The organism is Shewanella maritima (assembly GCF_043643735.1).
GTDB classification, from domain to species: domain Bacteria; phylum Pseudomonadota; class Gammaproteobacteria; order Enterobacterales; family Shewanellaceae; genus Shewanella; species Shewanella maritima_A.
This window is the reverse complement of sequence record NZ_JBHZSM010000001.1, coordinates 328,665-352,357: the sequence shown is the minus strand read 5'-3', so window position 1 is coordinate 352,357 and position 23,693 is coordinate 328,665. Positions and strand designations below refer to the sequence as shown.

The 23,693-nt window shown below is 43.2% G+C and carries 15 protein-coding genes and 4 tRNA genes; 5 read left to right on the top strand and 14 right to left on the bottom strand.

The genetic code is table 11. From position 1 onward, the window contains the following. Positions 1 to 101: 101 nt before the first annotated feature. The 4 genes from ACHUGF_RS01460 to ACHUGF_RS01445 all read right to left on the bottom strand — a co-directional run bounded on the left by ACHUGF_RS01460 (position 102) and on the right by ACHUGF_RS01445 (position 4,414). On the bottom strand, positions 102 to 1,601 hold the full coding sequence (locus ACHUGF_RS01460; RefSeq protein WP_394128992.1) for a DUF3300 domain-containing protein: 1,500 nt from the start codon (positions 1,599 to 1,601) through the stop codon (positions 102 to 104). A 234-nt stretch (positions 1,602 to 1,835) separates the two neighbouring features. Continuing rightward, on the bottom strand, positions 1,836 to 3,176 hold the full coding sequence (locus ACHUGF_RS01455; protein ID WP_394128991.1) for an ATP-binding protein: 1,341 nt from the start codon (positions 3,174 to 3,176) through the stop codon (positions 1,836 to 1,838). A 7-nt stretch (positions 3,177 to 3,183) separates the two neighbouring features. Beyond that, complete coding sequence (locus ACHUGF_RS01450; protein WP_394128990.1) at positions 3,184 to 3,858, bottom strand: response regulator transcription factor; 675 nt, start codon at positions 3,856 to 3,858, stop codon at positions 3,184 to 3,186. A gap of 196 nt (positions 3,859 to 4,054) precedes the next feature. Continuing rightward, positions 4,055 to 4,414 (bottom strand): PepSY domain-containing protein, encoded by a 360-nt coding sequence (locus ACHUGF_RS01445; protein ID WP_394128989.1) that lies wholly within the window; start codon positions 4,412 to 4,414, stop codon positions 4,055 to 4,057. A 420-nt stretch (positions 4,415 to 4,834) separates the two neighbouring features. On the opposite strand from ACHUGF_RS01445, the gene ACHUGF_RS01440 reads away from it, so the two are divergent. Continuing rightward, a complete protein-coding gene (locus tag ACHUGF_RS01440) occupies positions 4,835 to 5,947 on the top strand; it encodes a choice-of-anchor H family protein (protein WP_394128988.1) in 1,113 nt (370 codons plus the stop codon). 131 nt (positions 5,948 to 6,078) lie between these two features. On the opposite strand, the gene xseA is transcribed toward ACHUGF_RS01440, so the two are convergent. Beyond that, positions 6,079 to 7,407, bottom strand: a complete 1,329-nt coding sequence (xseA, locus tag ACHUGF_RS01435) for an exodeoxyribonuclease VII large subunit (protein WP_394128987.1) — start codon at positions 7,405 to 7,407, stop codon at positions 6,079 to 6,081. Between the two features lie 121 nt (positions 7,408 to 7,528). On the opposite strand from xseA, the gene guaB reads away from it, so the two are divergent. From guaB to tadA, 3 genes are all read left to right on the top strand, one after another. Further along, entirely contained in the window at positions 7,529 to 9,001 is a 1,473-nt protein-coding gene (gene guaB, locus ACHUGF_RS01430) for an IMP dehydrogenase (RefSeq protein WP_394128986.1), read from the top strand. Between the two features lie 108 nt (positions 9,002 to 9,109). Beyond that, positions 9,110 to 10,687 carry a glutamine-hydrolyzing GMP synthase gene (gene guaA, locus ACHUGF_RS01425; protein ID WP_394128985.1) on the top strand — a complete coding sequence of 526 codons (1,578 nt, stop codon included), beginning with the start codon at positions 9,110 to 9,112 and terminating at the stop codon, positions 10,685 to 10,687. A 100-nt stretch (positions 10,688 to 10,787) separates the two neighbouring features. After that, complete coding sequence (gene tadA, locus ACHUGF_RS01420) at positions 10,788 to 11,348, top strand: tRNA adenosine(34) deaminase TadA (RefSeq protein ID WP_394128984.1); 561 nt, start codon at positions 10,788 to 10,790, stop codon at positions 11,346 to 11,348. A 177-nt stretch (positions 11,349 to 11,525) separates the two neighbouring features. Here the strand turns inward: tadA and ACHUGF_RS01415 are convergent, their stop codons facing one another. Together ACHUGF_RS01415 and mltF are read right to left on the bottom strand one after the other, a co-directional pair. After that, positions 11,526 to 11,651 carry a hypothetical protein gene (locus ACHUGF_RS01415; protein WP_394128983.1) on the bottom strand — a complete coding sequence of 42 codons (126 nt, stop codon included), beginning with the start codon at positions 11,649 to 11,651 and terminating at the stop codon, positions 11,526 to 11,528. Positions 11,652 to 11,706: 55 nt separating this feature from the next. Continuing rightward, entirely contained in the window at positions 11,707 to 13,149 is a 1,443-nt protein-coding gene (gene mltF, locus ACHUGF_RS01410; RefSeq protein ID WP_394128982.1) for a membrane-bound lytic murein transglycosylase MltF, read from the bottom strand. Positions 13,150 to 13,551: 402 nt separating this feature from the next. Here mltF and purL point away from each other — a divergent pair, with 402 nt between their 5' ends. Then, positions 13,552 to 17,433, top strand: a complete 3,882-nt coding sequence (gene purL / locus ACHUGF_RS01405) for a phosphoribosylformylglycinamidine synthase (RefSeq protein WP_394129131.1) — start codon at positions 13,552 to 13,554, stop codon at positions 17,431 to 17,433. 136 nt (positions 17,434 to 17,569) lie between these two features. Here the strand turns inward: purL and ACHUGF_RS01400 are convergent, their stop codons facing one another. The 7 genes from ACHUGF_RS01400 to ACHUGF_RS01370 form a co-directional block, all read right to left on the bottom strand. Continuing rightward, positions 17,570 to 18,625 (bottom strand): sensor domain-containing diguanylate cyclase, encoded by a 1,056-nt coding sequence (locus tag ACHUGF_RS01400; RefSeq protein WP_394128981.1) that lies wholly within the window; start codon positions 18,623 to 18,625, stop codon positions 17,570 to 17,572. A 345-nt stretch (positions 18,626 to 18,970) separates the two neighbouring features. Next, a tRNA-Thr gene (locus ACHUGF_RS01395) sits at positions 18,971 to 19,046 on the bottom strand. Positions 19,047 to 19,084: 38 nt separating this feature from the next. Next, a tRNA-Phe gene (locus ACHUGF_RS01390) sits at positions 19,085 to 19,160 on the bottom strand. A 297-nt stretch (positions 19,161 to 19,457) separates the two neighbouring features. Further along, positions 19,458 to 19,533: transfer RNA gene (locus ACHUGF_RS01385), tRNA-Thr, on the bottom strand. Positions 19,534 to 19,571: 38 nt separating this feature from the next. Then, a tRNA-Phe gene (locus ACHUGF_RS01380) sits at positions 19,572 to 19,647 on the bottom strand. Between the two features lie 288 nt (positions 19,648 to 19,935). Continuing rightward, complete coding sequence (locus ACHUGF_RS01375; RefSeq protein ID WP_394128980.1) at positions 19,936 to 22,293, bottom strand: GH36-type glycosyl hydrolase domain-containing protein; 2,358 nt, start codon at positions 22,291 to 22,293, stop codon at positions 19,936 to 19,938. Then, positions 22,290 to 23,663 carry an MFS transporter gene (locus tag ACHUGF_RS01370; protein WP_394128979.1) on the bottom strand — a complete coding sequence of 458 codons (1,374 nt, stop codon included), beginning with the start codon at positions 23,661 to 23,663 and terminating at the stop codon, positions 22,290 to 22,292. The genes ACHUGF_RS01375 and ACHUGF_RS01370 overlap by 4 nt, the downstream gene beginning before the upstream one ends. Positions 23,664 to 23,693: the final 30 nt, after the last annotated feature.

Genomic DNA, 23,693 nt, shown 5'->3' with positions numbered 1-23,693 from the left:
AATAAAAATAAAGCCTGAATCTGAGATTCAGGCTTTTTTGTTGGTGCCGACTTTTTACTTATATCGATATTGACTGTTATGGCATTGAAGTCATGACTTGGCTATTTATTGCCTTGTCGACTTCGCTGACTACTGCTTGCATTGCTCCTTGTTTGAGTGCTTTTCACGTGTGAGCTGCGAGTTTGTGTGCTTCTCATTGTTGAGCTTTTAGTTTGAGAGTTTTTTGCATGAGAGTACCCCTGATTAGCTCTATTCTGTGAAGAATAGCTTGGCTGACTTTGTTTGCTTTTGCTCATATTTTGCGAGCTATATTGTCTATTAGACTGGTAGTCCCTCGATGACTTATCAGCTTTCGTACTCGAAGTTGGTCGTTGTCCTGCTGTAGGGCGAGACTGATTCGTCGGCTGCGATAAATCACGGCTACTACTGGCTTTATTACGACTTTCTCGGCTTACCTGTTCACGGCTCATTGGTTGATTATATTGTTTAGTCTGCTGTTTATTTGCAGATGTTCTTTCTCTGCTTTCGCGAGTCGTCTTTTGCGTATTATTTGCGTAATGGCTTGGTTTGCTCACAGCTTTAGAGCGGTCTAATCCGCGGTGTACCTGCTCAACTCTTGCCTTGTTATGACTAACTGCATGCGTTGGTTTTACCCTAGTATGCGGTTTTGCATAATGCCCCTGATAACGCTTACTGACGACTGCTGAGCGATATGCGACTCCGCGTCGGTGCTGAGGTTTGTGTGCCCAGCGTTTTGCGCCAGTGCTATAGGCAATCTTTCTTGGTGGACGATATTTATGAGAGTAGCGGTGATTCACAACAACCACTCGACGGCTATGCCAATGAAAAGCACTGAAATAATAGTTAAAGCTGATGTGGATCCCCGGCCCCCAATAAATTGGACGATGGATAGGATGTACTGGATAAACAGGGTACACAGGTGGGCGCCAGTATACTGGCGGATAGCTTGCCCAATACCAGTTACCGTATACTACTCGAGTATCATAATATGGCACATACACAATTTCTTTTTGTGCAGGCTCAATGATGATTTTCTGCTCAGTCTTCGTCACTGTGACATTTTCAACATCATCAAATGCGTTAGCAGCATCTGCTTGCTGTCGTAAGATTTGAATACTATCAAGCACCATACCTTCATCTTGTAAAAAGGCATCACCAAGCGTTTGTGTCCATTCTAAGTCGTCATTAAGGCGCTCAAGCACATTTGGGAAAGCCACTAAAGCTTGTACACTCGGATCCCAGCTTTGGCCCTCAACACGTTGCATTATGATGTCGGTTTCAACATCACCTTGCAGTTCGAGCCAGCGCTGCGCTTGTACGACTTCAAGTGGGTAAGTTGCTGCAATTAATATATGGGTTAATAAGCTATCTGGATACAAGGCAATTGGTGCTAGTGCTTGCGCAAGCTCAGCTTCTGATAGCGTATCTTCTGCCGTTTTGTAATCAGATTTCTCGGCGAGATTTTCATAGCTTGAATTAGTTTGAGCTAGAGTTTGCGTCGATAAAAACATCGCGCACATCATGACGCCACTTATAGCAAGCTTATACAGTAGGTTGTGATTGTGTTTGAGTGTTTGCATCTTTTCTCCAAGGTCAATAACTGACATTAACTGATGTTGATGACAGGATAACTAGGTCAAGATGAACATAAGCTGAAAGTAAAATATAAACTGAGATAAACATGATTAACCAAAAGGCTAGATGATGTTTTTTTCGATTGAAAAGAGGTTTTCTCGGTCGCTAGTGATAAGAAGCTGTATATAAAGGCGATGATTGCGCTAATCAATTGACTCATTGGTGAGTGATGCTTGATATTAATGCTGTAAGCTTGAGTCAAATTCAAAAGTGAAGTTGGCTCCACCTAGTCTTTCTGAACGGGTAACGGTTAATTTACCGCTATAACTTTGCACTAAATCCTGTGTGATGGCTAAGCCAATACCATGACCTTTTTGATAAGTATCAGCTCTTACGCCACGTTCAAATATTTGCTGTTGTTTTGATTCACAAATACCCTCACCATCATCTTCAATGCTGATTATGCAATGTTGTTCGTTGCCAGAAACACGCACTAGCACTTGAGATTTCGCCGCTTTACAGGCGTTATCAAGCACATTTCCAATCATCTCACTAAAATCGGTTTTATCACCTTTAAAGATAACATCTGCGCAAGGCTGGTATTGGATATCGATAAAGTTTTGGGCATTGAGCTTAGTCAAGGTACGTACCAGCTTACTCATGACATCATCTATTGGAAAGCCAACGTGCCATGCTTGTCCTGCACCACTTTGTGCCCGTTTGAGTTGATAGGCAATAATCTTGTTGATGGTTGAAACCTGTTCCTTGGAGGTCTGGTTTAGCTCAGCTTGGCTTTGTATTACTGCCAGTGGCGTCTTTAAACTGTGGGCTAAATCAGCTAATGCGTTACGGTAGCGAGTACGTTGATTTTTTTCTGATGCCAGCAAGGTGTTAATTTGTTTCGCAAGCACTCTAAGTTCGCTTGGATATCGGCTTGATAGTTCAGTCGCTTTGCCTTGTTCTACCTGTTTAATTTCACGCACAAAAGAGGCCATAGGTTGCAGTGTCCACAGTAACCAGCTCAATTGCACGACCAGTAGTACCAGCATCAAGCTAATTAACCAAGTCCACAGCTTTTGGTTAAAATCATCGATTTGCTGCTGATACTGAGTTTGCGATTTAATGATGTGCAATGTAATTGGGTAGATATTGCCTGCCTTTTCAAAGCTCACTGCAAAACTCAATATCCAATGGGGCTGGTCATCGATTATTAGCGGGTTAAAGACACTCTCGCCAGTAGTTGGGGTAGGGTATTGAGTGGGTAAGGTGATGCCAATAGAAGAATTAGACTGCCAGGCTAACGTCGATGGATTGTTTTGTGTTTGATAGGTTATTAAAGCATATAGGCCAGATTGGATAAGATTAAACTGATTCTCCATTAAATGGCTTGGCATTTGGGGCTTACCATTTTCGACTTCTGCCATGGCAAGCACCGAATATACATAAGCTTGTAGCTGGTCTTGGGTTGATTGCATGACTTGCTGTTCAAAAGCCTTGTTCAGCGCTACCCCAATGGTTGGGACTATGACCAATATAACAAGGAGTGCGCTGATGATAATTCTGGCTTTTAAAGAATGCATTGCGAAGTTACTTCACTCTGTTCATACGATAACCTTGACCACGCAAGGTTTCGATAAGCTGGTGTTGATTGTCAGGGTCTAGCTTTTTACGCAGTCGCCTAATAAAGACTTCAATAACGTTTGAGTCTAAATCAAAATCTTGATCATAGATGTGCTCAATCAGAACCGATTTTGATGAAACCGCCTCGATGTGATGCATCATATACTCAAACAACTTATATTCAGAGCTGCTCAAATTGATTGCTTGTCCTTCCTTAAAGACTTCTAAACTTCGGGTATTAATGGTGAAAGGCCCATTACTCACAACGGGGCTCGCTTTGCCGGCTGAGCGGCGGATTAATGCATTTATGCGAGCGACTAATTCTTCAGGTTGAAACGGCTTAGTGAGATAATCATCGGCTCCGGCATCTAGACCTGTGACTTTATCTTGCCAACTATCTCTGGCCGTTAAAATCATGATGGGATAACCAATATCTTGGCTTCTTAGTTGGGTGATTAAACTAATGCCGTCTATTTTAGGTAAGCCTACATCGATAATGGCTGCATCATATTGATATTCTTGAGCTTGAAATAAACCATCTTCACCATCACTACTCACATCAACACGATAATTGGCATCAAGTAAATGTTGCTTCAAGTTGCTCTGAAGTTCTAGGTCGTCCTCAACCAATAATAATCTCATAGTAAGGGCCTGTTTCTGTTTGTTTATTTTTTATGTTGAGAGATAAAACCATTTTGCCTCAACCATACAGGCAGTGGCTGTTTTCCAGCCGTACTGCCCACAAATTCACTATTTTAGCGGGCTAAACTGCGCTCATTTGCGATTGTCTGACAGAAAATAGACGACTGCATAATTTATCAACAAAGAGCAACAGTCCCTAATTCCTTCTCACTGATCCCGTTCTGGCATCAACTGTGACATAAAACACTCGGCCATCATTGCTCAGCATTTTCACCTGATAACTGCTCCCAGAACCACTTGCCTGCACTCTTAACACCTTGCCTTGATATTGCTGTTGTACGCGGGCAATGGCTTGTTGGCTGCTGTTGATTTTAAGTGATTGCTTTTTGGGCTTTTTGTTTGGGTTAGGCGTGAATTCAGATTGCAGGCCAGGAACTTGATAAGAAGGTTGACGTTCACTGCCCATCATCTTTGTGTATTGAGCCTGCACATGACAAACAGGTGTCATTAGCAGTAGGCACAATATTGCAGATTTAATTGGTATAGCGATTGTCATGATGTGTACTCATCTAATTATTGTCTTATCAGTGTAAAAGATTAACCGCATTGAAGAAATAGTGTTATGCAATCAAATCAACCCATTGGTTGTAAATGTGAATCATATGAATCTATTGCTTGTGTATTTCTGATGATGTCTATCACTGTCGGTTTTCCATTACCACTCAATCCTTGCCATTCTCCTTATTCTTATCCTTACCCATTACTTGCTCAATCATGTTTGCCTATAACGCACTTAAGCCACTGACTATTGGTGTTTGCTTCCGTTTAGGCATCTAAAAATCATGACTACTTATCACAGCTTAGCTTGTAAAGAATGAACATAAGCTGAACAAATAAAAGACTGTTTTTGTTCAGCTTATGTTCACATGAAACGAGATTTAATGATTGCATCAGTCATAAATTCACGAGGAAGATTATGCAAAATCACAAAGCGCAGCAAGAAAAACAAAGGACTAAAAACATGACGATGCAGCCTGGGTTAACTTACCTCAGGCAAAAGCTTACCTCTACATTGGCAAGTAGTGTGGCTGTCATTTTATGGTTAGGCTGTCACTCAGCCTTTGCTCAAAACGTGGATGACACTGAGCTTGATAATCTGATAGTAATGACTAGCCAGCTATCGAGTAGCATTCAAGGCGCGGTGAGTGTCGGCGGGCAAGTGCGTAAGCCTACTTCATCTGATAAACATCCATTGCAACAAGCAAAGGGGGTCTCTAACTCTGCCTTAAGCGATGAATTTTCTGAATCAGATAGCGATGTGCCAAATTCATACTTGCTGCAACGTTTACGCGGACAGTTTGCAAAAGAACCATCTTCGCAAGCAACTCGCTTAAACCGTGATGAGGTTATCAAAGCAAAAATGCAGCAATCTATTGAGCGCAGCCCAAGTTCAAGCCACGTCCAATTGTCTAGCGCTCAAGCTTCTATTACACCAGTATCAAGTGCGCAAGTGGCCATTGCTCAAGTGGACAGCACTCAAGTAGACAGTGCCTTAGTTAGCCAGCCAACGAATGCAGCATTATATTATGACTTTAGTATTTATGATGCTTATAGTCGTTTGTATGATGACTTTAATTACAATGGCTTTTATCAAACTTTTACCGTGACTTTTGATGCGGATATATTAGGGCCAACAGGGTATGAAATTGCCAATGTTTATGCCGAAATGTATTTAAGTAAAAACGGCGGACCTTGGGAGCGATATTACACCACGGATATTTTTACCATTGAAGGCGATCGAAGTGACGATGATTATGAAGTGCTCACTACGCTGGCGAGTGGTTATCCAACCGATCATTATGATGTGTTAATTGATTTATATGAGGTGGGTTATAGCGATATAGTGGCAACGATTAGCAGCGAGGATGTGGATAGTTTATATGCCTTGCCACTGGAGAGCAGTGATTGGGATATCGACGCTGCAGAAGTAATTATTGTTGAAGAATACTCTTCAGGTAGCTTAGGGGTTGTAGCCACAGTCGGTCTATTCATGATAGCCATCTATCGCCGTAAAAAGCATCTCTCCTGATGTTAGCAAGATGCATGTCAGCTAAATGAATGCACTGTTATATAAATTCGCTGTTCACAGAAAAGGGCAATAATATTGCCCTTAATTTATATTTTGCTTTCTTCAGTATTGATACAAGCTAACTTCTGAGACTACTTCACCACTGAGACGAGCTCACCCTTAGCCAGTGTTGTATTAATCGTATCGCCTGAAGTCAGCTCAGTTGCATTCGTAACCACTTTACCTTGCGCATTTTTAGTGATCGAATAACCTCTGCTTAATGTTGCTAAAGGGCTAACGGTTTCTAGTTGATGAGCGGCTTGTGCCATACGTTGTGTGGCTTGCTGTAAATGTGACTCGGTGACTTTTGTTAATCTAGCAGAAAGGTAATCAAGTCGCTGTGCCTCTAACTGAACATATTGCTTGGGTGAGCGTTGTTGCAATCGATGTTGTAACTGCTGCTGTTTAAATGTCAGTTGACTGACTTTTTGCTCAAACGCAGCTTGTAGTCGCATCTGTAACTCATCAAAGCTCTGTTCAAACTGTTGCAAACGTCGCTGAGGGTCTTGGCGTTGTAATTGATGATTGGCATTGGTTAACTGCGCCTGCTTGCTTAAATGATAATGACGCATGCTTTGCTTTAAGCGGTTGAATACCAAATGTAGTTTTTCTGCTTTGTTGCCTTTATCTTTTGATAATAACTCTGCCGCGGCTGATGGCGTGGGAGCGCGCAAGTCTGCAACATAATCACTAATAGTGATATCTACTTCGTGCCCAACGGCACTGACCACGGGTAATGCACTGTTATAAATGGTATGGGCGAGCAATTCATTATTAAAACACCACAAGTCCTCCAAGGAACCACCACCACGGGTTAGCAGCAGTACGTCTACTTCTAAGCGTCTATTTGCTGTTTCTATTGCTTGGCAAATGGATGCACTGGCAGCACTACCTTGTACTTGAGTGGGGTAAATAATGACTTCAACCGATGGATCGCGTCTTTGTAATACATGTAAAACATCGTGCAATGCAGCACCTGTGGCCGAGGTGATAATGCCAACGCGCTGAATGGTGTCTGGAAGTGGCCTTTTAGTATCAGCAGCAAATAAACCTTCTGCAGCCAGTTTCATTTTGAGCGCTTCGTATTCTTGCGCAAGCAGGCCGTCACCTGCGGGTAACATAGATTCAATTAATAATTGATAGTCTCCGCGGGGCTCATAAACACTGATCGCGCCTTTCACTAATACTTGCTGGCCATTACTTGGATAAAAGCGCACTGCTTGGTTACGTCCTTTAAACATGGCACAACGGATCTGTGAACGACTATCTTTTAAAGTTAAATACCAATGACCAGAACTTGGACTGGAAAAGTTTGAAATTTCGCCATTTAACCAGACTTTACCTAGCTGACCTTCGAGAATATCGCGCACTTCACTGTTGAGTCGTGAAACTGTGTAAACATTGTTTTTCGTAGCTTGCATAATAAAACGCTATCAAATGGCTATTTTCAGTTATTTTCCCATTTACCAAGCCATATATGCAAGGTATAATCCCGCCGCAATATTTACCCTTTCACACCCTACACTAATCGGGAGATGTTGCATGTTAAGATTAAGAAATGACGCACTAACATTTGATGATGTATTACTGGTGCCAGCTCACTCAACCGTTCTCCCAAATACCGCTGTTCTCAAAACACGTCTGACTAAAAAAATAGAACTGAACACCCCAATCGTATCTGCAGCAATGGATACGGTAACCGAAGCTCGCTTGGCTATTGCCATGGCGCAAGAAGGTGGTTTAGGTTTTATTCATAAAAACATGACAATCGAGCAGCAGGCCGAAGAAGTACGTAAAGTTAAAATTTATGAAGCAGGTATTGTTCAACAACCTGTTACTGTCACGCCAAATACAACCCTTGCCGATGTTAAAATGCTAACTGAGCGCAACGGCTTTGCGGGTTACCCTGTAGTGAATGAAGCAAACGAATTAGTCGGTATTATTACTGGCCGTGATGTTCGCTTTGTGACTAACTGGGACTTAACCGTTGAACAAGTGATGACGCCTAAAGATCGCCTAGTGACTGTGATTGAAGGGACTAAACTTGATGAAGTTCAAACACTGATGCATTCTCACCGCGTTGAGAAAGTATTAGTTGTCGATAATAACTTCAAGCTAAAAGGTCTTATTACTGTAAAAGACTTCCAAAAAGCAGAGCGTAAACCTAATGCATGTAAAGACGAGCTAGGTCGCTTACGTGTAGGTGCTGCTGTAGGTGCTGGAGCCGGTAATGAAGAGCGTATTGCTGCATTAGTTAAAGCGGGTGTTGACGTATTGCTGATTGACTCATCTCACGGTCACTCTGAAGGTGTACTACAACGCATTCGTGATACTCGTGCGACTTTCCCAGATTTACAAATTGTTGGTGGTAACGTCGCCACAGCTGAAGGTGCATTAGCATTGGTAGAAGCCGGTGTTGATGCCGTTAAAGTCGGTATTGGCCCTGGTTCAATTTGTACTACACGTATTGTTACTGGTGTTGGTGTGCCGCAAATTACTGCAGTATCGGATGCTGCAGCTGCCGTTAAGCACTTAGACATTCCGGTTATCGCCGATGGTGGTATTCGTTTCTCAGGTGATTTAGCCAAAGCATTAGCTGCGGGTGCATCATGCATTATGGCTGGTTCAATGTTTGCCGGTACTGATGAAGCGCCAGGTGAAACCGAGCTTTATAACGGTCGCGCCTACAAGTCATACCGTGGTATGGGCTCACTAGGTGCAATGACACAGACACAAGGTTCTTCAGACCGTTACTTCCAAAGTGATAACGCTGCAGACAAACTTGTACCTGAAGGTATTGAAGGTCGCGTAGCTTACAAAGGTAAATTAAAAGAGATCATTCACCAGCACATGGGCGGTTTACGTTCATGCATGGGCCTAACTGGCTGTGCAACCATTAAAGAACTGAATGAAAAAGCTGAGTTCGTTAAGATTACTTCAGCTGGTATGGGTGAATCACACGTACATGATGTGACCATCAGCAAAGAAGCGCCGAATTACCGTAGTGGTTCATAAGTCTATTAGGCGGCAATAATTTTGCCGCCTTTTTTCAAGCCAAATACAATCGCTTGAAGTACACCTACAAGATTTCAATTTTAAGTAACACCAGAAATAAGGTATCCCATGAGCAACATTCATGACCATAAAATCCTGATCCTCGACTTTGGATCACAATACACCCAGTTGATCGCCCGCCGCATCCGTGAAATCGGTGTTTACTGTGAGCTTTGGGCTTGGGATGTATCTGAAGCACAAATCAAAGAGTTTGCCCCGAATGGCATAATCTTAGCTGGTGGCCCAGAAAGTGTGACTGCTGAAGGCTCACCACGCGCGCCTGAATATGTGTTCAATGCGGGTGTACCTGTATTAGGCATTTGCTACGGCATGCAAACCATGTCTGAGCAATTAGGCGGTAAGGTTATTCAAGGTGTTGGTGAAGGTGAGTTTGGTTACGCGCAAGTAGAGATCCAAGCACAATCAGAGCTGTTTAAAAGTATTGAAGATGCCGTCAGCGCTGAAGGCAAGCCATTACTTGATGTATGGATGAGTCATGGTGATAAAGTTTCACAAATCCCAGAAGGCTTTGTTACCGTTGCCAACACTGAAACTTGTCCATTTGCAGCAATGGCCAATGAAGACAAGAAATTCTACGGCGTACAATTCCACCCAGAAGTGACTCATACGCGTCAAGGCAAACGTATGCTTGAGCACTTTGCATTAGACATTTGTGGTTGTGACGCAAACTGGAAGCCAGCTTCAATCATCGAAGATGCCATTGAGCGTTTGAAAAAACAAATCGGTGATGATGAAGTTATCTTAGGTCTTTCTGGTGGTGTTGATTCATCTGTTGTGGCCATGTTGCTGCATCGCGCAATTGGCGACAAGCTGACCTGTGTATTTGTTGACAATGGTTTACTGCGTCTCAATGAAGCTGATCAAGTATTAGAAATGTTTGGCGACCATTTTGGTTTGAACATTGTTCATGTAGATGCTGAAAACCGTTTCTTAGAAGCGCTTGCTGGCGAAGCTGAGCCAGAAGCTAAGCGTAAGATCATTGGTCATGTATTTGTAGATATCTTTGATGAAGAATCTAAGAAATGCGTCAATGCAAAATGGCTAGCGCAAGGCACAATTTATCCAGATGTGATTGAATCAGCGGGTAGTGCTACGGGTAAAGCGCATGTGATCAAGTCACACCACAATGTGGGCGGTTTACCGGATGATATGGAACTAGGTTTAGTTGAGCCATTACGTGAGTTATTTAAAGATGAAGTACGTAAAATCGGTTTAGAACTGGGTCTGCCATACAACATGCTTTATCGTCACCCATTCCCAGGTCCAGGCCTAGGGGTACGTGTTTTAGGTGAGGTGAAGAAAGAGTATTGTGACTTACTGCGCCGTGCTGATGCTATCTTCATTGAAGAGTTACATAAAGCTGACCTTTATAATAAAGTGAGCCAAGCCTTTACGGTATTCTTACCAGTGCGCTCGGTAGGCGTGATGGGCGACGGTCGAAAATATGACTGGGTTGTATCATTACGTGCTGTAGAGACTATCGACTTTATGACTGCGCATTGGGCACAACTGCCATATGATTTCCTAGGTCGAGTGTCTAACCGTATCATCAATGAAATCGACGGTATTTCGCGTGTGGTTTACGATATTTCAGGTAAGCCACCTGCAACTATTGAGTGGGAATAAGCTGTAAATTCCATTTTAATGTTGAAAAAGGCGCTTAGGCGCCTTTTTTGTTTTAAAATATCCAAAACCGACATAAACCATAAATTAGATGAAGAGTGCGATGCCAACTTTGGTCAATCAACATATAAATCACCTTGGACAATTAGTAGAACAAGAATTGTCTGCAGAGCAGCTAACACTAGATGAGAAGTGGATGCGAGAGGCGATGCAGCAGGCAACACTTGCTGAAGCTAAAGGGGAAGTGCCTGTTGGCGCTGTGCTAGTTAAAGACAATCAATTGATTGCTAGCGGTTTCAATTTAAGTATCTGTGAGCATAACCCAACAGCCCATGCTGAAATTGAGTGTATTCGGGCAGCAGGGCAGGCGTTACAAAATTATCGCATGTTAGGCACAACCTTGTATGTGACGCTAGAACCTTGCGCAATGTGTGCCGGCGCCATGGTCCATAGCCGAATAGAACGAGTGGTTTACGGGGCAGATGATTTAAAAACAGGTGCGGCAGGTAGTGTTGAGAACCTATTACAGCATCCAAAGCTTAATCACCAATTGGCAATCACAAAGGGCGTGTTAGCTAGCGAATGTGCAACACAGTTAAGTGACTTTTTTAAGCGCAGAAGGGCAGAGAAGAAAGCGTTAAAGCAGGCTAACAAAGAGTGTTAATTTGCTCCAAACTCGGTTTGGGTAAAGCCATAGTTTCAACCTTTCACTTCGACTTTCAAATAAGCCATAACTGTTTATATTAACGGGTAAACAACCACCTAAAGCTATGAGGGGATAAAGGCGTTAGCAGATAAGTGTCTAGCCCCCGCTGATTTAGCGATGTAGAAAATGGCTTCACTAACTACTTTCTGAACCTTGCCAAAACAAAAAATGTGCTCGTTGTCGCTCATGCATACGGCGTTTTTGCTGTTTCATCATGACTCTACGACGTGACATGGCACTTACATTCGACTTCTTACGCATATCTTCTCCGATCCATTCCCAAAAACGACTTTGTTTTTATATTTATCAGTTAACTTTATTGAGCCGACTCAAGTGTCACTGATTGCTGCTCTTCGGCGATCACTTCTTTGGCTTGCTGCTCTTGCTCTAATAACTGTTCTGCTTCCAGCGCCTTGGTTTGATTATCAACCCACACCAGCGTGTCGTAATAACGGCGAATACTATCGACATAGTGAACCGCTTCACCACCACGAGCATAACCATAGCGTGTTTGCTTATAATATTTAGCTTGTTGCAGCAGAGGCAAGACTTTTTTTACATCTCGCCAAGCGCTGGGGTCCATCCCCATAGATTGTGTTATCCTACGCGCATCTTCTACATGCCCTAAGCCCACATTGTACGAGGCTAAAGCAAACCAGATACGTTGGTTTTCAGGTATAGATTCAGGCAGTCTTTCAATCATGCTCGATAAATATTCAGCACCGCCGCGAATACTTTGCTCAGCGTCTAAACGATTATTGACCCCAACAGAACTGGCTGTTGGTAGAGTTAGCATCATCATACCGCGAACGCCGGTAGGAGAACGGGCGCGAGGATTCCAATGCGACTCTTGGTAACCGGTAGCGGCGAGTTTTCGCCAGTCTAATTCGCCTGCATACTTTTCAAATAATGCCTGATATTCAGGTAATACATTATCAATTGCGCGAATAAAGGCGCGAGTATCAACATAATCGAATCGTTTTACATGGCCAAAGTACTTTTCATCTAAGTACTCAAAGGTGCCGGCACGTTTCTCTTGGTGCCAAAACGACAGCAGTTGACTCATCAAGGTGTCATCTTCACTAGGAGGCAACAACCACATCACCTCGACCTGCTCTTCTAAGACCAAGGCTTCACGAAGTTCCGGCATAAATCGCTGTGAAATTAGCAAGGTATTGGAGTCGAGTACGGTGTAGTCTAAATCGCCATTGACCACATCAAGCAGTAGGGCTTCTTCTTCAGTATTACTTGTGACTTCCCAAGTTAACTCTGGGAAGCTTTTTTGTAAGCTAACAAGCGTATTTTCGGCAGATGATTCAGCTAAAACTTTAAGTTTGCCATTGAGCTGTGAGACTTCTCGTGGTCTAAAGTGGCCAGATTTATACACCAAGACTTGGTCAACATGATAAAGGGTGGGCCCCAACTTAAAGCGTTCGCTGCGACTGGGGGTTTTAGCAATTGCTGCAGCAATAATGTCTACTTTCTGGTTTTCTAGAGCGTGAAACAGCATTGAGCGGTCCGAGAAGGCAACCATTTCTAGCTCTATGTTCAGGTAGTCTGCAAAACGTTTAGCGACTTCATAATCAAAACCAGATTGACCACGTTCAGAGTTAAGGTAGATTTGCGGGCCGTAGAGCGTCCCCACTTTCAATACCGTGCGTTGTGCGGGCATTGTGGTGGTGACGTTTTGTTCAACTTCAACTTGCTCGCATGCGCTTAGCAAGAAAGTGACAAAAATGGCACAAAAAACGCTCTTCATCGTGTGTATGTTAGCTACCTATTTGAACTTAGTTGTTTATGTTTATTGAGTGCTTGTACAGTAAAAGTTGTTTTATTTTATGGAGTTAAACAGATCTATAATGAGGTTTTAAAGCACAATATGACTTAGAGTTATTATAATTTGTGTATCGGCATACCTGTATTACAGTTTACCATTAGTTATCAATTTCACCTAAATCTTGACTCAATTTGGTTAATTTTTATCAACCTTTTCGGCCGTAAGTGCTGCTGTGATCGATTATCTGGGCTAATTGTGGTTGGGATATTTTTCCTATCGGGAAACACTGTTTTGATTAGATGTTGCTGATGATTTGTAGTAGTCAATTCCCTATAATAGCGGCCAATTCAGACCCTGCACTACAATATAAGGTGAATACACGTGATGGAAATCTTTCGCGGAGCCCCTGCACTTTCTGCATTTAGAGTTCAAAAACTCATGGAGGCCTGCGATAGCGCTGCGCTTCCTGTGACAAATATCTATGCTGAATATACCCATTTAGCCGATTTAACAGCAGCTTTAGATGACAATGAACGTCAGCAACTAGAACGTATTCTTACCTATGGTCCAGCAATTGAGTCACATGCCCCAACTGGACAGTTAATCTTCGTTACTCCTCGCCCTGGCACAATTTCGCCTTGGTCTTCAAAAGCAACAGATATTGCAAAAAACTGTGGCTTAGACAAGGTGACCCGTTTAGAGCGTGGTATTGCTTACTATGTTGAATCAGCGGAGTTAACTGTTGAACAACAAAAACAACTGAATGCGTTATTACATGATCGCATGATGGAAGTGGTTTTAGGTGCCTTTGCGCAAGCCAGCGTGTTGTTCGAACGTACTGAGCCTGCTGAATTTAGCAGTGTGAATATTCTTGGTGAAGGTCGCCGAGCTTTAGAAGTCGCGAACACCAAACTAGGCTTAGCGCTTGCAGAAGATGAAATTGATTACTTGGTTGAGAACTTCATCAAGTTAAACCGTAATCCTAACGACATTGAATTGATGATGTTTGCACAGGCAAACTCAGAGCATTGTCGTCATAAAATCTTTAATGCAGATTGGACAATCGATGGCGAAGTTCAGCCTAAATCATTGTTCAAGATGATCAAAAATACTTATGAGACAACTCCTGAGCACGTATTGTCTGCTTATAAAGATAACGCAGCAGTGATGGAAGGTAGCGTAGCAGGGCGTTTCTTCCCAGACCCAGATGGTACTTACAACTATCATACTGAGCCAATGCACGTGTTGATGAAGGTTGAAACCCATAACCACCCAACCGCAATTAGTCCATATCCGGGAGCGGCAACAGGCTCTGGTGGTGAAATTCGTGATGAAGGCGCAACGGGTCGTGGTTCTAAGCCAAAAGCTGGCTTAACTGGTTTTACTGTGTCTAATCTTAAAATCCCTGGCTTTGTGCAGCCTTGGGAAGGTGACTATGGTAAGCCTGATCGCATTGTCACGCCTTTAGATATCATGATTGAAGGTCCATTAGGCGGCGCGGCATTTAACAATGAATTTGGTCGTCCTGCATTAACCGGTTATTTCCGTACTTACGAGCAACAAGTTTCTAGCCACAATGGTGAAGAAGTGCGTGGTTATCATAAGCCAATTATGATTGCCGGTGGTTTAGGTAATATCCGTGAAGAACACGTTCAAAAGGGTGAGATTACCGTTGGCGCTAAGTTGATTGTACTTGGTGGCCCAGCCATGAACATTGGTCTAGGCGGCGGCGCAGCCTCATCTATGGCGTCTGGTCAATCAAGTGAAGATTTAGATTTTGCTTCTGTGCAACGTGAAAACCCTGAAATGGAACGTCGTTGTCAGGAAGTGATTGACCGTTGTTGGCAACTCGGTGACGACAACCCAATTCAATTTATTCATGACGTCGGCGCGGGCGGACTGTCAAATGCATTTCCTGAGCTAGTAGACGATGGTGGTCGTGGTGGTTTATTTGACCTACGCAATGTGCCATCTGATGAGCCAGGCATGAGCCCATTAGAAATCTGGTGTAATGAATCACAAGAGCGTTACGTGATGTCTGTTGCTCCTGAAAACTTAGAAAAATTTGCTGAGATTTGTGCTCGTGAACGTGCGCCATTTGCCGTTGTGGGTGAAGCCACAGAAGAGCGTCACTTAACGCTTGAAGATAGCCACTTTGACAACAAGCCCATTGATTTACCGCTTGAAGTCCTTTTAGGTAAAGCGCCTAAAATGAGCCGTGACGTGGTATCAGCGAAAGCTGAATCACCAGCGTTAGATCAAAGCAAAATTGATCTTAAAGATGCAGTTAAGCGCATTCTTTCACTGCCTACAGTCGCTGATAAGACTTTCCTTATCACCATTGGTGACCGCTCTGTTACTGGTCTTGTAAACCGTGACCAGCTTGTTGGCCCTTGGCAGGTACCTGTTGCTGATTGTGCTGTCACTGCATCAAGTTTTGATAGCTACACGGGTGAAGCAATGTCAATGGGTGAGCGCACACCGCTTGCACTGCTTGATTTTGATGCATCCGCCCGTATGGCCGTTGCTGAGTCAATCATGAACATTGCTGGTACCGATATTGGTTCGTTCAAGCGCATTAAGTTATCTGCTAACTGGATGAGCCCAGCAGGTCACCCTGGTGAAGACGCTGGCCTTTATGAAGCAGTAAAAGCCATTGGTGAAGACTTATGTCCTGAGCTTGGTCTGACTATCCCAGTGGGTAAAGACTCTATGTCGATGAAAACGGCTTGGGAAGACGATGGTGAGCAAAAAACCGTTACTTCTCCAATGTCGTTAGTGATTACTGCATTTGGTGTAGTACAAGACATTCGTAAGACCGTGACGCCAGAACTTCGTACCGACAAAGGTGATACTGAGTTACTACTGCTTGACTTAAGTAATGGTCAAAGCCGTCTAGGTGGTTCTTGTTTAGCACAGGTTTATAGTGAGTTAGGTGATATTGCACCGACGCTTGATAAAGCGGTATCGCTTGCTGGCTTCTTTGAAGTCATGCAAAAGCTGGTTAATGAGCAATCTGTGATTGCCTATCATGACCGCAGTGATGGCGGCTTGTTTACAACCCTAGTTGAGATGGCATTTGCTGGTAACACAGGTCTGAATATTGATATCGCGGCACTTGCTGGTACCGATTTAGAGCGCTTATTTAACGAAGAGCTAGGCGGCGTTATTCAGGTAGCTAAAGCTGATGTTGATGCTGTTAAAGCACAGTTTGCAGCGAAAGATGTTGCTTGCCACAGTATTGGTACATTGACTGCTGCAAACCAAATCACCATTAATGATGGTGAACGTGAAGTGTTTGCTGATAGCCGTACTTCGCTACGTACATTATGGTCTGAAACCACTTACCGCATGCAAGCGATGCGTGATAACCCTGAGTGTGCACAGCAAGAATTTGATGCTAAGAAAGTCGCAGATGCCCCAGGTATTAAAGTAAAACTTGGCTTCGACCCAAGTGAAGATGTGGCAGCGCCATATATTGCAAAAGGTGCAGCGCCTAAGATGGCCATCTTACGTGAGCAAGGTGTTAACTCGCATATCGAAATGGCTGCGGCATTTGACCGTGCAGGCTTTGAAAGTCGCGATGTGCACATGTCTGACATTCTTGAAGGTCGCTTAAGCCTTGAGGAATTCCAAGGTCTTGTGGCTTGTGGTGGTTTCTCATACGGTGACGTACTTGGTGCTGGTGAAGGTTGGGCTAAGTCTATCTTATTCAACAGCCGCGCACGTGATGAGTTCAGCCGATTCTTTGAGCGTGATTCAAGCATTGCATTAGGTGTGTGTAACGGTTGTCAGATGCTATCAAACCTGAAAGAAATCATTCCTGGTAGTGAGCACTGGCCGCACTTTGTGCGTAACCGCTCTGAGCGCTTTGAAGCACGCTTTAGCTTGGTTGAAGTACAAGAGAGTCCATCAGTGTTCTTCGAAGGAATGGCTGGCTCACGTATGCCAATTGCGGTTTCTCACGGTGAAGGCTTAGCTGAGTTCAAGTCTGCTGATGCATTAGCAACTGCAGAAGCTTCTGGCACAGTTGCACTACGCTATGTAGATGGTAACGGCCAAATTGCAACCCAGTACCCGCTTAACCCGAATGGTTCGCCAAATGGTATGACAGGTATCTGTACTACTGATGGTCGCGTCACGATTATGATGCCTCATCCGGAGCGTGTATTTAGAACGGTAGCGAACTCTTGGCATCCAGACGAGTGGGGTGAAGATAGCCCATGGATGCGTATGTTCCGTAACGCACGAGTTAAGCTAGGCTAATTATTGCTAGTTCATTGTGTTAAAAAGGCGACCTAAGGTCGCCTTTTTATTTTCTAATATATAAACTTAATCAATAATCTGTTTTAAGTCACAATGAGGGCTCTTGAATACCAATCCATGATTCATTTAACGTGTTTTAGGAAAGCCCTGCATCGATGTGAACAGTGCGATTACGTCCCTCAGCTTTAGCTTGATATAACGCGGTATCCGCTTGACTAATTAACTCATCTATCAGTTTATCGATATCAGTATCCAAGTTTTCTTGGCAATGGAAGAAACATGCACCAATTGAGACCGTCATTGGAGAACCTGTTAGCGGTATTTTCGCCACATCTTGCATAATTCGCTGACAAACATGCTCGGCACCTGTTTGATTTGTATCTGGTAGCCACAATAAGAATTCTTCACCGCCAAATCGCGCAACGAGATCATAGTCTCGCAAAATGCTTGATATGCAGGTGGCTATTTCTAGCAGTGCTTTGTCACCCATTTGATGACCGTATTGATCGTTAAGCTGTTTAAACCTATCAATATCAATCATCGCCAAAGTACCGTGGCCTTGGCAACGGTTCAAACGGTTAAAGTCTTTTTTAAGTGTTCTGAGCATGCCGCGACGGTTCGGAATATTCGTCAGGCTGTCATAATTGGCTAGGTGATGTAAATCTTTATTTAACGCTTTTAATTGAGCTTCCTGTTTACGGCGGATAAGCTCAACTTCAATCCATGAGGCCATTAATTGCAGCGCATCAATATCTACGTCTTTAAAGTGTCTAGGGTAGGGTGTTGGACTGGAAAAGTTTAACGTGCCATATAGCTCATCGTTTACGCGAATGGGGATGCCAATATAGGACTCTAATCCAAAGGCCTTATAGGCGGGGTGAACTGCGTAAACTTCATCTTCGCCCATATGTTCTATGCCGACAGGCCCTTGAGCTTGGCAAGTGATACTGCAATAAGTGTCATCAAAGTTAAAACTATCTCCCGGCTGTAACGGAACCCCTTCTGGAGTCACACAGTATTTAACTGTGTAATCACTGCCATTAATTTGAGATAAAATACCGATATCGAGTTCGAATCTCTCCAACCCCATAGATAGCAACTCAATAACTTGATGCTCAAAACCTTTGTCATGAGCTTGAGTGATTTGATATAGCCTGCGAATAACGATTTCACTGCTTGACTGGTTGGTCACTGATCTACCCCTTGAAGGCAAATATCCAAACCCTGACTCATGACACCTTGTTAGGCGTAAAATTGCTTGGTTTGTAGTTTATGAGTATGTATCTGTTGTTGTGTATTATCTTTAAACAACAAAATACTAACTAAAAAATAAGCACCCATCAGGGTTCTTGCAAGTATGGTTTCACTAATTATCTGTTTCGTATATCACTTGATGTGGTTATACGGCTAGAGAAAAGTTAACTGGAACTGTGAATATAAGTTGTATGAAAGTGTTAGGTAGTGGCCAATAAAGCCTTGTTTTTCGGTGGGGATAAAGGCACAAAAAAGCCACTCGATTGAGTGGCTTGTCTGTATATGGTGCCGGCACCAAGAGTCGAACTCGGGACCTACTGATTACAAGTCAGTTGCTCTACCAACTGAGCTATACCGGCTTATTTGCTTTAACAGTGATTCACTATTAAATAAATTGTGGTGCCCGAACCCGGAATCGAACCAGGGACACGAGGATTTTCAATCCTCTGCTCTACCAACTGAGCTATTCGGGCAACTAAACTGAGTGTTAGTCATCTACTTCAAACAAGCATTAATAATGTCATTGTTGTTCGAAGTGGGCACATAATATAGAGATGTATTTTAACGTGCAAGTGGTTTTTTCGGATTTTCGCCTTTCTTAAGTTAACTGCCGATAATTTGGCTTAGAATCAGCTTGAAGCTGGCTTAGGGCAGGTTTCTTCTATATGCACCTAATAACCAAGTTGCGGCAGATAACCTGTTTCAAGCGATTTTGTATCGTGATGGTTAAGATACAAAAAAGCCACTCGATTGAGTGGCTTGTCTGTATATGGTGCCGGCACCAAGAGTCGAACTCGGGACCTACTGATTACAAGTCAGTTGCTCTACCAACTGAGCTATACCGGCTTATTTGCTTTAACAGTGATTCACTATTAAATAAATTGTGGTGCCCGAACCCGGAATCGAACCAGGGACACGAGGATTTTCAATCCTCTGCTCTACCAACTGAGCTATTCGGGCAACTAAACTGAGTGTTAGTCGTCTACTTCAAACAAGCATTAATAATGCCGTTGTTGTTTGAAGTGCGCACATATTATAGGGATGCATTTTATGGTGCAAGTGCTTTTTATGCCAAACACTCTCGTTAGCTTAGGATTTGTGCAATTCGGTCTTTATAGCAGTGCAATTCGCTTAATATTGCTCAAAAAGCAGCTTGATTACACCTTATATTCGATAGCTAACGTCAGAATATAAGTCTGCAATCACTCATAATGCATAGAGCCTGGTTATACCTTGGGGATGTCAGCGTTACACCATGGGTAAGTCAACCTGTACTTGATAGTGTTTACCGCTTTGCCATTGCTTGATGACATTACCATTTAGCAAATTGCCATCTAGATATACTGTTACCTGCTTAACTTCAGCTTTTCTTTGGTAGTTTACCGTAAACTGTGCATCACGAAACTGGCGCTTTATTGAGGCTTGTGGCCAGTGTGAAGGTAAGTTGGGTGATACCATTAACCCGTCGCGACAGCCTCGTAATCCAAATAATTGTTCAATGATCACCCTTAAAAACCAAGCGCAAGTCCCAGTGTTAAATAGCTGACTGGATTTACCAGCCACATCGGGATGTTGATAAAATGCGCCGCGATAATAATTTGGGATGAATACGGGGAGTTGACCTCGAATGAGTAAGTCATCTTGTTCAGTGGGCATCATTGCGTCCAGCCAATGCCAAGCCTGGTTTGCATGGCCTTGAGCAAATAACGCGTGAATATAAAAAATGGCAGCATGGTTATATACCGAGCCATTTTCAGCCACACCAGCAAACTTTTGAGTGACGCGACCAATATCTTCGTGCATTTCAGTATAACTTGGCGCGAGCATCATCAGCCCAAAAGGGGTAGAAAGTTGTTTATCTACCTGATGTTGTATTTGCGCAATTTGGTCGTCATTTGCTGCAGATGAAAGCATGGCAAATGATTGCGGGTTAAGATAGATTTTGCCTTGTGAGTCTTGGTTGACGCCAAATGGCTTGCCGGCATCAGTAATACCTCGGGAATACCACTGGCCGTCCCAACAATGTAAGTTTACCGCATTATTTAACTCAACTTGTTGTGTCATCATCTGCTGATATATATCTGTACTGCCATACTTTTCGGCTATTTTCGCCCAAATTTTCATTGCGTAAGCTGTGGCTAAAGTCAGCCATGTGGACACACCTTTTCCTTTATATCCAACCATATTCATTGGGTCGCACCAATCCCCCTGTTCAATCAAACTTAAACTGCGGTGATCTCGATGTTCATAGAGGAATTGCAGCGCCATGGTCACATGTTCAAACACGTTTGCTTGTTTGTCACTGTTACTAAATGGCAGGTGTTGCGACAGTAATTGATAGTCATCTGTTTCATCAAGGTAGGCTTGTAAACAAATAATTAGCCATACGCAATGATCGCTATGGGGTACTTGGTTGATGTATTTAAGCTCAGCATCTGGATGCAATAATATGCCATCTGGCATAGCACCATTTTCTTGTTGCTGTTGAATCGCGGTAATGAATGCACTTCTTGCTTGCTGCGGCTTGATATACACCATTCCCATAGCATCTTGTAGGTAATTACGGGTTTGTGGGTCGGTTGATAAACGGTTTACATCGCCGTGGTAAAACACCTGTCTTGGCAACCAATGATTGATATAGTGCGCCAGTTTGCTATCAGGCATATTGATATCAAGGTTTGGGGAGTGTTGTGTGATGTAGTCATGATATTGACTAGCTATATCACGAGCACTTTGCTGCTCAAAATAGCGCTGCTTAAGCTGCAGAGCCTGATGTTTATCTTTCACAGGAGCAAAAATAAACTGCTGTTGATGCTTTTGTGATTGTGTAAGTTCAATGGCAAATTGCATTACCGTAGTCGGGGTTTCATACAGAGCTTCACCATTATCTAGCTCTTGTTTTTGTATCGCATCAGGGTTGTGTAATCCACCTTCACCTTCAAAGCTAGCTTGTCGAGTTTCATAGCTGGTGACAGGGTAGTCCGTTAACAGGACACAACTGTCTTTGTTTTCTTGATTAGCAAAGTATTGCTCCACTTTTTGGTAGGGAGCGACACTGTGGCAAAAAATGCCATTTAGCTCATCATCAAAGTGTGCTGACTGATTCATCCACGACATATACCCCACAGAAAAATAACTGTATACGCTAATTTTTCTCATTTTTTGTTCTAAATTGGTGATATTTAATTGCCACATTTCTGCAGCATCTTGTGTGCTTAAGTTCAATGTGAGCTCAATTAACAATCCTTGTTGAACTATTTGCCAACTGATGGCTGCTGCGCTGACTTTAAATTCAAACTTTTGCGCCTTACTGCGCACTGGCTCATAGGGTACAGAGAATAAACTGTTGTCACTGTGGTCTTTTATATAGAAAAAACGCCCTGGATGATGACTGTAATATGGATGCTCAGGTTGAATAAAAGTAGTTGCTTCAATATTGGGGCCGCGACTATATTTAGCGGGTTCAGGCTGCATAAATTGCGCAGTGGCATAACCTCGACAGTTCATCTGGATCATCATATGCTTATTCCACAGAAAACTAGCGGCATTGGGCATAGATGTTGGGCTGTTTAAGGTTACTTCACCCGTATTGTGTAAAGTGATCACGAGTGACTCTCCGACGAATTGGTTTGATAGAGACGTTGGCTAACTTGTGCCATTTTTTGCTCATCTAAGCTATAAAATCGAATCACCCATACCGCGATAATGGCAAACACCGCGGGTATAATGGTGTTTAGCAGTAAAATTCCCATTTCTGAGTCAGTAGATTGTTGCTGGTTTGCGACATACCCCATAGATGAAAGGATCCAGCCCATCATGGCACCGGCAAAAGCGCCGCCGAGTTTTTGAGAGAAAGCCGCTGCAGAGAAGGTCATGGCTGTGGCTCTGCGTCCGTGCTTGTATTGACCATAATCAGCCGTATCGGCATACATAGAAAATACCAATGGTGACTTAGGTCCCAAACAAAAGCCTATCAAAGCTTGAAGTACAAACATCAAGGCAATTTGCTGTGGTTGCAGCCAATAGAAGGCGAAACACAAAGCCGCTACCATGCTCATCAGTAAAATTAATAACCGCCTTTTATCTAACAGTCGAGTAAGTAATGGTGTGCAGGCTGCACCAATGGCCAGTGATATCATGTAAGTTGCGGTAAATGCGCCGATTAAGTCTTCGCGATGGACATAATATTTGAAATAAAACGTGCCCGTGCTCCCGCGCAGGGTAATGGTTAACATGATGATTAAGGCAAGAGAAAAGAGGATTAACCAAGGCATGTTATTGAGCAGATCTTGAATGTCTTGTTTGATACTGCTGCGTTGTTCAACCGGCGGAGCAATGCGTTCTTTGGTGCTTAGAAAGGTAATACTAAATAATATAGCAGCAATAATACCGTAGCAGGCCATAGTTAATTGCCAGCCAACGATATCATCGCCTTGACCAAGCCAATTCACCAGTTCTGGTGTTAAATAAGCGACGAGTGTACCGCCTGAAAATGCGCCAATAAATCTAAAACTCGTTAATGTTGTTCGCTGCTGACTATTGGCAGTGATCACCCCGAGCAACGCGCCATATGGCACGTTGATAAAGGTGTAAGCTAACATCATGAAAATATAAGTCGCATAGGCCCAAATCAATTTTCCGTCGCTGTTAAGATCTGGCACTGTAAATGTCAGTACTCCCGCGGCGGCCAACGGTAAGATACCTAACAATAAATAGGGACGAAATTTGCCAAAGCGTGTTTGAGTTCTATCAGCAAGTGCGCCCATTAATGGATCGGAAAAGGCGTCGATTAAACGGGTGACCAACATCATTGTTCCCACCGCAGCTGCTGAGATACCAAATACGTCGGTGTAGAAAATGAATAGAAATACATCAAATACCCGCCAATAGAAGTTTGACGCCACATCTCCCATGGCATAACCCACTTTCTCTTTTAACGACAGGATCTGGTTTGGCTGAAGATGACCGTTATTCATTTTTTGTCCCTAAAAATACACGAAAACCGC